Raw genomic sequence first — 9,306 nt, 5'->3', positions numbered from 1 at the left:
TCGCCACTCGCCACCAGGTGCAAGCACCCGTGCTGCCGTTCGACTTGCATGTGTAAGGCATGCCGCCAGCGTTCAATCTGAGCCAGGATCAAACTCTTCAGTTTAAACCTGTTACTGTTTTCGGTTCAGTTAAGAACCGGTCGCTCACTCAAAGCTGACAGGAATATGAATCACTTCATAAACCTGACTTACTTTAGTGTGAGACTCTTGATACTTTCGCTATCTGATCCGAGGATCAGCTCGCTGCCATCAAGCGCCCACACTTATCGGCTGTTAATTTTTAAAGAACATTTCTGCGAGGAACTTCGTGTTTCTCAGCAGCGCTGCGTTTTCAGCAGCAGAGAAGCGAGATTATGAACCGTGTTTCGCAGATCGTCAACAACTTTTTGAACTACTTCGTTGCGACTGCGGGGTTCAACTTCCAGGCCAGTTGCGCGCCCCAGACTGCAGCACACCGCCAACCCTGCTTCCCTCTTCCGCGCCGCGTTTCCGTTAGCGCGAAAGAGGCGTGATTGTAGGCACGCTCTTCGAACTGCGCAAGGGGTTTCTCAAAAAAATATAAGGCCCCGCACGCTGTCGCGTGCGGGGCCTATATAGAAGCAGCCCAACCGTCAGCCTGCACGCACCTGGCGCGCGACGATCTCCATATAGTGATCGAGATCAGGCGTCACTTTTCCTTCTTCCTTCGCCGTATCGTCCCAGCGGCGCAGACGCAGTGCGTCCTCCGCGAACGGGCGCTGCAGGAATGCCGCCGTCTCCTCTTCACTGAAGATGCCGCCCTGCAGCGCGAGGCTGCGCACCGAGTCCGGCGACAGGCTCTCGAAGTAGCCGGCGTCCGTGCGGCACAGGCAGCGCTTCGCGTCGACGTGCAGCCGGATCGGCTCCAGCACCGCGTCGGAGAACAGCGGCCGCAGGAACGGCAGCACGTAATACTGATGCAGGTCGTCGATCCCGCGTGCGCTCGGCGTCTCACCCTGGCGATTCAACAGATGCCCGAGGTCATGCAGGAACGCCGCCGCGACCAGTGCCTCGTCCGCACCCGCCTCTTCCGCCAGCAATCCGCTCTGCAACGCATGCTCGAGCTGCGTCACCGGTTCACCGCTATAGGCCACATGGCCATGCTCGCGATACAGCCCCTGGATCTCTTCCACCGTCAATGCCATTCATTCACTCCCAAGGCAGCGAAAACGTCTTCAGGTTCGTGAAGCTCTTCATCGCCTCCTGAACGCCTTCCTTGTAACCGAGCCCCGAATCCTTGATCCCGCCGAACGGCGACAGCTCGATCCGGTATCCAGGCACTTCCCATACATTCACCGTGCCGACGTTCAGTTCGTTCACGAACCGCACGACCGCCGCCGTGCTGTCGGTACACACACCCGACGACAGCCCGAACGCCGTCCCGTTGCTGATCCGGATCGCGTCGTCGATCGTATCGAACGTGATCACCGGCGACACGGGCCCGAAGGTCTCCTCGCGCACGATCGTCATCGACGGATCGACGTTGTCGAGCACGGTCGGCGAATACAGCGCGCCGCGCCGCACGTTGCCGGTCAACAGGCGCGCGCCCTGCGCGACCGCCTCCCCGACGCGCGCCTCGAACAGCCGCGCCGCCTCCTCGTCGATCACCGTGCCCATTTCGTTCGCGGGATCAAACGGATCGCCGTACTTCCATGCGCGCGTCTTCTCGACGAGCAATTCGGTGAATGCGGGTGCAATCGAACGCTGCACCAGCATCCGCTTGACGGCCGTGCAGCGCTGGCCCGAATTCCGGTACGAGCCGAGCACCGCCAGCGACGTCGCGCGTTCGAGGTCGGCGTCGTCGAGAACGATCAGCGGATCGTTGCCGCCCAGCTCCAGCACGATGCGCCGGTAGCCTGCCCGCGCGGCAATCGCCTTGCCGATCGCCACACCGCCCGTGAACGTGATCAGCGACGCATGCGGGTGCGTGACGAGCTCGTCCGCGATCTCGCGCGGATCGCCGGTCAGCACCTGCAGCATCGGCTCCGGCAGCCCGGCTTCGACCAGCAGGTCGGCCAGGTAGAACGCCGACAGCGGCACCTTCTCCGACGGCTTCACGATCACGCGGTTGTTGGTCGCGATCGCCGGCGCGATCTTGTGCGCCACCTGGTTCATCGGATGATTGAACGGCGTGATCGCGACGATCACGCCGTCGAGCGGCTGCCGCTGCGAAAACACGCGGCGCGCCTTGCCATGGGGCGTCAGGTCGCACGAGAAACTCTGCGCGTCGTCGCGCAGCGCCTCGACCGCCGCAAACTTCAACACGTCGGCAACGCGGCCGATCTCGTAGCGGGAGTCCTGTTTCGACAGCCCCGATTCGAGCGTGATCAGGTCGGACGCTTCTTCAATGCGCTCGCGCAACAGCGCGGCCGCGCGTTCGAGGATCTGCGAACGCTCGTAACGCGTGAGCTTCGGCCGATACGCCATCGCGTAGTCGAATGCCGCGCGCACGTCGTCGACGCTCGCCAGCGGCACCGTACCGACACGCGTGCCCGTGTAAGGGTCCATGACGTCGAGCGTGCGTTCGCGCGTCGCGCGCGTGCCGCACCAGCGCAGCGCCTCCGCGCGAAACGCCGGATGATCGTGTCGGGGATGAGCCATCATGTCGCGACCCGGTTCAGCACGAAATCGAACACGTCGAAGTTGCGCGGGCGACGCGCAGGATCGACCGGCTCGATACGGCGATTGAACAGCAGCGGCACTTCCTGCTCCGACACGCCGCCATGCGAACGCAGCGGCACCGTGAGGCCCGACAGATCGTGTTCGCGCTCGCGCGTGCCGAGCGTCATGTCGCGGCGGCCGATCACGACGAGATCGCCGATCCGGTCGGCCGGCAGCTCGAAACGTGCGGCGGCTTCCGCGTTGTCGAGCACGAGCTCGACGCCGTCGAGGCTGCCGACGCGCCACATCGCCTCGGCCCGGTCGACGCCCGGCGCCAGATAAATGGTCGCAAACGAGCCGAGCGCGCCGTGGTGCACGACGTACGGATCCGTGATCGGCAGAATCACGCGCGCAGCCTGCGCGCCGTACCAGCCGTCGAATGCATCCTGCAGATAGATGACGTTCGGCCGGCCCGTCGCAGGATCGTGCTTCGCGTTCATCCCGTGATCGGCCGTCAGACCGATCGCCCAGCCGAGCGCGTCGAGCTGCGCGAGATAGCCGTCCATCATCGCGTAGAACGCGTTCGCGCCCGCACTGCCAGGCTCACACTTGTGCTGCACGTAATCGGTGGTCGACAGGTACATCAGGTCGACCTGGCGCGTCTGCGCAAGCCGAACGCCGGCTGCAAACACGAATTCGGACAATGCCGCGCTGTAGACATCCGGCGACGGCAGGCCAACCCAGTCGAGCACGTCGACGATCCCGTTTTCCGCGAGATTCGCCTGCGCGGCCTTCTCTGCCGAAAAGCAGATGCCGTTCAGCTGCCAGCCGAGCAGCCGGCGCAGCTTGTCCTTCGCCGTCACGACGGCGACCCGCGCACCGGCGTCGGACGCCGCCGCGAGCAGCGTGCCGGCCCGCAGGTAGGCCGGGTCGTTCATCATGACTTCGGCACCGCGCCCGCCGTCGGCGGCCGGGTCCCAGAAATAGTTGCCGCAGATCCCGTGGACCGACGGCGGCACGCCGCAGACGATCGACAGGTTGTTCGGGTTGGTGAAGGTCGGCACGACACAATCGGCGCGCCAGGCCGTGCCTTCCGCGATCATCCGGCCGATGAACGGCGCGACGCCCGCTTCCACCGCCTGTTCGAGATAGTCGTACTCGCAGCCGTCGACGCAGACGACGACGGTCGGCTCGACCGGCAGCCGGTAGTGCCGGCCGTTGACGTCGACGGAGCGTCCCGCGAGACCCGTCGCTGCGCCGGCTGCCGACACGTCACCGGGTTGGCGCAATGCAAACGCGGCGTTCATGATGCCCTCCGCTTGCCGCGCGGCACGCGCGCGGCGATCAACAGCAACGCCGCGAGCGACGCGCCAAGCATCAGCAGCGACAGCGCCGATGCCGGAAGGTAATACCCCCGCTCCACCTGGCCGATCACGACGATCGGCACGGTTGCGAAGCCGGGCGGATAAACCGTCAGCGTCGCACCGAGCTCGCCGAGCGACAGCGCGAAGCCGAGTGCGAGGCTCGCACGCAGCGCCGGCACCAGCTGCGGCAGCAGCACGCGGCGCAGCACCATCGCGGGCGGCGCGCCGAGGCTCGCCGCCGCTTCGCGCAGCACGGTCAGTTCCGGACGCAGCGCGGCGGCCGCGCAGCGATAGCAGAACGGCAAGATCAGCGCGAGCTGCACGAACACGACGATCGCCGCCGAGCTCGACAGGTCGACCGGCTTCTGGTGATACGCGATCAGCACCGCGAGCCCGAGCACGACGCTCGGCACACCGTTCGGCACCATCACGAGCGCGTCGACCACCGCGCCGAGGCCGCGCCGGTCGCGCCCTTCGAGCGCCAGCGCGAGCCACAGCCCGAGGATCGTGCCGACCGCCGACACGCCGAAGCCGATTTCGAGGCTCGTCAGCAGCGCGTCGTATTCCGGCGACCCCAGCCGCTCGAACCAGCGCAGGCTGTAGCCGGCCGGCAAAATCGTGCCCGACCACTGGGTCGACACGCTCGACAGCGCGACGACGACGACCGGCAACACGAACAACCAGAAGCACGCGAACGCGGCCAGCGCGAGCGCCGCGCGCGACGCATGCTTGAGCACCGTGTCGCCCCAGCCGATCTGGTGGCGCGGCACGGCTTGCCCCATACGGAACTCAGCGGACATCGTTCCCTCCCGTCGCACGCCGGTTCACCCGGCGATAAACCGCATACAGTGCCAGCGACAGCGCGAGCATCACGACCGCACCGGCCGACGCGGTCGGCAGGTCGAGGTCGACGGTCGCGCTGCTGTAGATCGCAACCGGCAGCGTTACCAGCCGTGCGCTGCCGAGCACGAGCAGAATCCCGAATTCGTTCAGCGTCAGCAGGAAGCACAGCACGGTGCCGGCGGCGATGCCCGGCCACGCGATCGGCAGTACGACGCGGCGGGAGAGCATCCAGCCGGAAGCGCCGAGGCTGCGCGCGGCTTCGATCAACCGCAAATCGAGCGTCGCGAACGACGCGAGCGTCGGCCGCACGACGAATGGCGTATAGAACACGGTCTGCGCGAGGATCACGCCGCCGATGCCGAACAGGAAATCGAGCGGCGGATTCTCGAGATGGAACAGGTGCTGCAGCGCGATACTGATCGAGCCTTGCGAGCCGTACAGGAAGATCAGCGTGAACGCGACGAGGAATGACGGGAACGCGACGTACAGCTCCAGGAAGCGCGTGACGAGCGCTGCGCCCGGAAACGGCTTGAAGAACAGCAGCGCGGCCAGCAGCACGCCGAGCACCGACGCGGTGCCCGCGCTCGCGAACAGCACGCCGAGCGTGGTCAGCAGCACGTTGCGCGTGTCGGGGTTGCCGAAGAACGTGCGGTACGCGGCGAAACTCAGCCCGTGGTCGCCCGACACGCTCAGCAGCACGAGCCGCACCAGCGGGTAGACAACGAGCGGGCCCAGCACGACGATCGCGAGCGCGGCCAGGTGCAGGTCGCCCATGCGCTTGCGGCGCCGCGCGGCGGCGGCGTGCGCGGCGGCCGACGCGAGCACGTGCGGCGGCAGGCCGGCTTCAGGGCTCGATAAGGACGACATCGTCTGCCTCGCAATGCAGGGAAACGCGCGCACCGCGCTCGGGAGCCGCACCGCGGCCGCGTTGCATCGTGACGCGCACGGGCTCGTCGGGCGCCGCATCGATCGTGACCGCGATCGACAGATCCGCGCCCTGCCATTCGACGGACGACACCGTGCCGTGCAGCCCGCCCGCGGCGGGCGGCATCACGGTCAGGCGCTCGGGGCGCACGCAAGCCACCTTGCCGCGCACTTCATGACGCGGATCGCCGAGCGGGAAGATCACGTGCGGCGGCAGCAGGTTCGCCGGGCCGAGATAACGCGCGACGTAGCCGTCCTGCGGCGCGTCGTACAGCTGCTGCGGCGTGCCGAGCTGTGCGATGTGGCCGTCGCGCATCAGCAGCGCGCGGTCGGACAGCACGAGCGCGTCGTCGCGGTCGTGCGTCACGCAGACGACGGTCAGGTTCGGCAGGCGCTCGTGCAGCGCCTTCAGTTCGCTGCGCACCGAGGCGCGCAGATTGGCGTCGAGCGCCGACAACGGCTCGTCGAGCAGCAGCACGTCCGGCTCGATCACGAGCGCGCGCGCCAGCGCAACGCGCTGCTGCATCCCGCCCGACAGCTGCGCGGGCAGGTGATGGCCCGCATCGCCGAGCTGCACGAGCTTCAGCGCATCGGCGACGCGGCGCGTCACTTCCGACGACGCCATGCCGCGCGCGCGCAGCCCGAATGCGACGTTCTCGAACACCGACAGGTGCGGGAACAGCGCGTAATTCTGGAACAACAGACCGAGGTTGCGCTTGTGCGGCGGCGCATAGGTCAGGTCACGCCCGGCAACGGTCAGCGTGCCGGTCAGGCCGTCGGCCTTCACGAACCCGGCGATGAAGCGCAGCAGCGTGGTCTTGCCGCAGCCGCTCTTGCCGAGCACGGTCAGAAATTCACCGGCACCGATCGACAGCGACAGATCTTCCAGCACCGTGCGTGCGCCGTAGCGCACGCTCAGGTGTTCGATCTGCACGCCGCCCGGCGCGCCGGACCGCAGCGTTGCTTGCGGTTCGGCGGCGCCGAATGCGCCGGGATGGGTCAGGGTGGTTTCCACCGGGTTCATCCTCTTGCTCACTAATACAGGCGGCGTGCGCCGATCACTTCGGCTTGACGACGTCGAGCTGCTTGCCCGAGCTGCCGATCACGTCCTTCTTCCAGCGCTCGATCCACACCGGCTTCTTCGCCATCACCTGGGTCCAGTCGACCGGGATCAGCTTCACGCCCGCGATCGCCTTCTTGACCGCTTCGCCGTTCTTGCCCGCCAGCGGCACGTCCGTGCGGCCCGGGATGCCGTACATGTCCGGCACCTTCGACTGCACTTCCGTCGACATCAGGTAGTCGATCAGCTTCTTGCCGGCGTCCTGGTTCGGGCCGCTCTTGATCAGGCCGATGCCGTACGGGAGCTGGAACGTGGTCGGCTGGTCGCCGTCCTTCGCGGCCAGGAAGATCGGCTTGACGGACAGCGCGCCGTGTTCGGCGTCGTCGAGGTCCATCTGCAGGTCGCCGTTCGCGACGCTGATCTCGTTACGCGACAGCAGCACGTTCAGGTAGCCCGTGCCCTTCGTGTGGAACTTCACGCTTTGCGACAGCTTCGCGAGGTAGTCGAACGCCTTGTCCTCGCCCATCAGCGACGTCGTCAGGATCAGCACGGCCATCCCGTCGCCGGCCGTGGCCGGGTTCGAGTACGCGACCTTGCCCGCGTAGGCCGGCGACAGCAGGTCGGCGAACGTCTTCGGCTGGTTCTTCACGACGTCCGGGTTGATCGCGAACGAGAAGTAGTTGTTCACGAACGTCGCCCACGTGCCGTCTTCCGCCTTCGCAATGGCCGGCACGTTCTTGTAGTTCACGCTCTGGTACGGCTGCAGCAGGCCCATCTGGCCGGCTTGCTGAATGAACGGCGGCAGCGTGACGATCACGTCGGCCTTCGGGGAATTCTTCTCGATGTTCGCGCGGTTGACGACTTCGCCGCTGCCCGCCGTCACGATGTTGACCTTGACGCCTTCCTTCTTCTCGAAGGCCGGCAGCACATCGCGATAGAGGTTCTCGAGACCGTCTGCCGTATACAGCACGACCGCGCTCGCCGCATGCGCGGGCAACGCGGCGCCCATCAGACCGGCGACGCTGGCGGCCAGCGCAAGCTTGCGGAACGCGCCGGCAGCGGCGCGCGAGGAATTCTGCAGTGTCATCTCACTTCTCCGTAGGCGGAACACCAAATGGCCGGGGCACGATCCGGCTCTCCTGTTATCTCGGGCAAGGCCGATCAACGGCCTGCCTCGCCGCCGCGCTGAAGTCTGGTTTCTCGCGGCAAGCGAAGGATCACAGCGTTCGATGACAAACCCGTGACGAGTGCCACAATTTCCAAAAAATGACACATTTTGCCAATATCATGCAAGTCATTCAGAAATGCCGCCCGGCGTTTCTTCCGACCTTTGCAAGGGAAAACCATGTCCGATCCGATTCTTCTTACGCCCGGCCCGCTCACCACGTCCGCCACAACCCGCCACGCAATGCAACATGACTGGGGCTCGTGGGATGCCGCTTTCAATCAACTGACGGCCAGCGTCTGCGCGGATCTCGTCGCCATTGCGCACGGCGGCGACGAGTACGTGTGCGTACCGATGCAGGGCAGCGGCACGTTCTCGGTCGAAGCCGCGCTCGGCACGCTGGTGCCGCGAGACGGCGTCGTGCTGGTGCCCGACAACGGCGCGTACTGCACGCGCATCCTGAAGATCCTCGGCCGGCTCGGTATCGAAGCGATCGCCTTGCCGTTCGGCGAGGACGCGGCCGTCGATCCGGCCGCGATCGAAGCCGCGTTCGCACGCGAGCCGCGCATCACGCACGTCGCGCAGGTGCATCTGGAGACGAGCGCCGGCATCCTGAACCCGCTCGACGACATCGCCGCCGTGTGCCGGCGTCACGGCAAGCGGCTGATCGTCGACGCGATGAGCTCGTTCGGCGCGCTGCCGATCGCGCTGGCCGGCAGCGGCATCGATGCGCTGATCTCGGCGAGCGGCAAATGTCTAGAAGGCGTGCCGGGGATGGGGTTCGCGATCGTGCGGCGCGACGCGCTCGACGCGAGCGAAGGCAACTCGCCGTCGCTCGCGCTCGATCTCCATGATCAGTACGCGTACCTGCGCAAGACGGGCCAGTGGCGCTTCACGCCGCCGACGCACGTGATCGCCGCACTGCGCGCCGCGCTCGACCAGTACCTCGCCGAAGGCGGCCAGCCGGCGCGCGGCGCGCGCTACGTGGACAACTGCCGGACGCTGGTCGAATCGATGCGTGCGCTCGGCTTCACGCCGTTCCTCGACGCAAGCGTGCAGGCGCCGGTGATCGTCACGTTCCATGCGCCCGACCACCCGGCCTACGATTTCCGCCGCTTCTACGACGCGGTGCGTGACGCGGGCTTCATCCTGTATCCGGGCAAGCTCACGCAGCTCGAGACGTTCCGCGTCGGCTGCATCGGCGCGATCGACTCGAACGATATCCGGCGCGCGGTCGCGGCGATCGCGCAGGCGGTCGAATCGCTCGGCATCGCGGTGCAGCGCGCATAAGCGCGGCACTATGCGAGCCGGCGGATCCGCCGGCGCGTGCA

The 9,306-nt window shown here is 66.5% G+C and carries 8 protein-coding genes and 1 rRNA gene; 1 reads left to right on the top strand and 8 read right to left on the bottom strand.

All coding sequences use genetic code 11. The features are described 5' to 3' along the window. The 8 genes from HAV18_RS13990 to phnS all read right to left on the bottom strand — a co-directional run. A 16S ribosomal RNA gene (locus tag HAV18_RS13990) occupies window positions 1-104 on the bottom strand; the annotation flags it as partial. Between the two features lie 507 nt (window positions 105-611). Further along, window positions 612-1,163 (bottom strand): phosphonate degradation HD-domain oxygenase, encoded by a 552-nt coding sequence (locus tag HAV18_RS13980; protein WP_166956618.1) that lies wholly within the window; start codon window positions 1,161-1,163, stop codon window positions 612-614. A gap of 4 nt (window positions 1,164-1,167) precedes the next feature. Beyond that, complete coding sequence (phnY, locus tag HAV18_RS13975; RefSeq protein WP_166956616.1) at window positions 1,168-2,622, bottom strand: phosphonoacetaldehyde dehydrogenase; 1,455 nt, start codon at window positions 2,620-2,622, stop codon at window positions 1,168-1,170. Further along, complete coding sequence (phnA, locus tag HAV18_RS13970) at window positions 2,619-3,926, bottom strand: phosphonoacetate hydrolase (protein ID WP_166956614.1); 1,308 nt, start codon at window positions 3,924-3,926, stop codon at window positions 2,619-2,621. Before phnA ends, phnY begins: the two co-directional genes overlap by 4 nt. Continuing rightward, on the bottom strand, window positions 3,923-4,783 hold the full coding sequence (gene phnV, locus HAV18_RS13965; protein WP_166956612.1) for a 2-aminoethylphosphonate ABC transport system, membrane component PhnV: 861 nt from the start codon (window positions 4,781-4,783) through the stop codon (window positions 3,923-3,925). The genes phnA and phnV overlap by 4 nt, the downstream gene beginning before the upstream one ends. Continuing rightward, on the bottom strand, window positions 4,773-5,693 hold the full coding sequence (gene phnU, locus HAV18_RS13960) for a 2-aminoethylphosphonate ABC transporter permease subunit (protein ID WP_166956610.1): 921 nt from the start codon (window positions 5,691-5,693) through the stop codon (window positions 4,773-4,775). The genes phnV and phnU overlap by 11 nt, the downstream gene beginning before the upstream one ends. Next, on the bottom strand, window positions 5,671-6,774 hold the full coding sequence (gene phnT / locus HAV18_RS13955) for a 2-aminoethylphosphonate ABC transport system ATP-binding subunit PhnT (RefSeq protein WP_043180847.1): 1,104 nt from the start codon (window positions 6,772-6,774) through the stop codon (window positions 5,671-5,673). Before phnT ends, phnU begins: the two co-directional genes overlap by 23 nt. A 34-nt stretch (window positions 6,775-6,808) precedes the next feature. Next, complete coding sequence (gene phnS / locus HAV18_RS13950) at window positions 6,809-7,897, bottom strand: 2-aminoethylphosphonate ABC transporter substrate-binding protein (RefSeq protein WP_166956607.1); 1,089 nt, start codon at window positions 7,895-7,897, stop codon at window positions 6,809-6,811. A gap of 258 nt (window positions 7,898-8,155) precedes the next feature. On the opposite strand from phnS, the gene HAV18_RS13945 reads away from it, so the two are divergent. Further along, entirely contained in the window at window positions 8,156-9,265 is a 1,110-nt protein-coding gene (locus tag HAV18_RS13945; RefSeq protein WP_166956605.1) for a 2-aminoethylphosphonate--pyruvate transaminase, read from the top strand. The last annotated feature ends 41 nt before the right edge of the window (window positions 9,266-9,306 follow it).

Source organism: Burkholderia sp. D-99 (assembly GCF_011605345.1).
In the GTDB taxonomy this organism is placed as follows: domain Bacteria; phylum Pseudomonadota; class Gammaproteobacteria; order Burkholderiales; family Burkholderiaceae; genus Burkholderia.
Note: the sequence above shows the minus strand (reverse complement) of the source record. Positions and strands in the feature narration are given on the sequence as shown.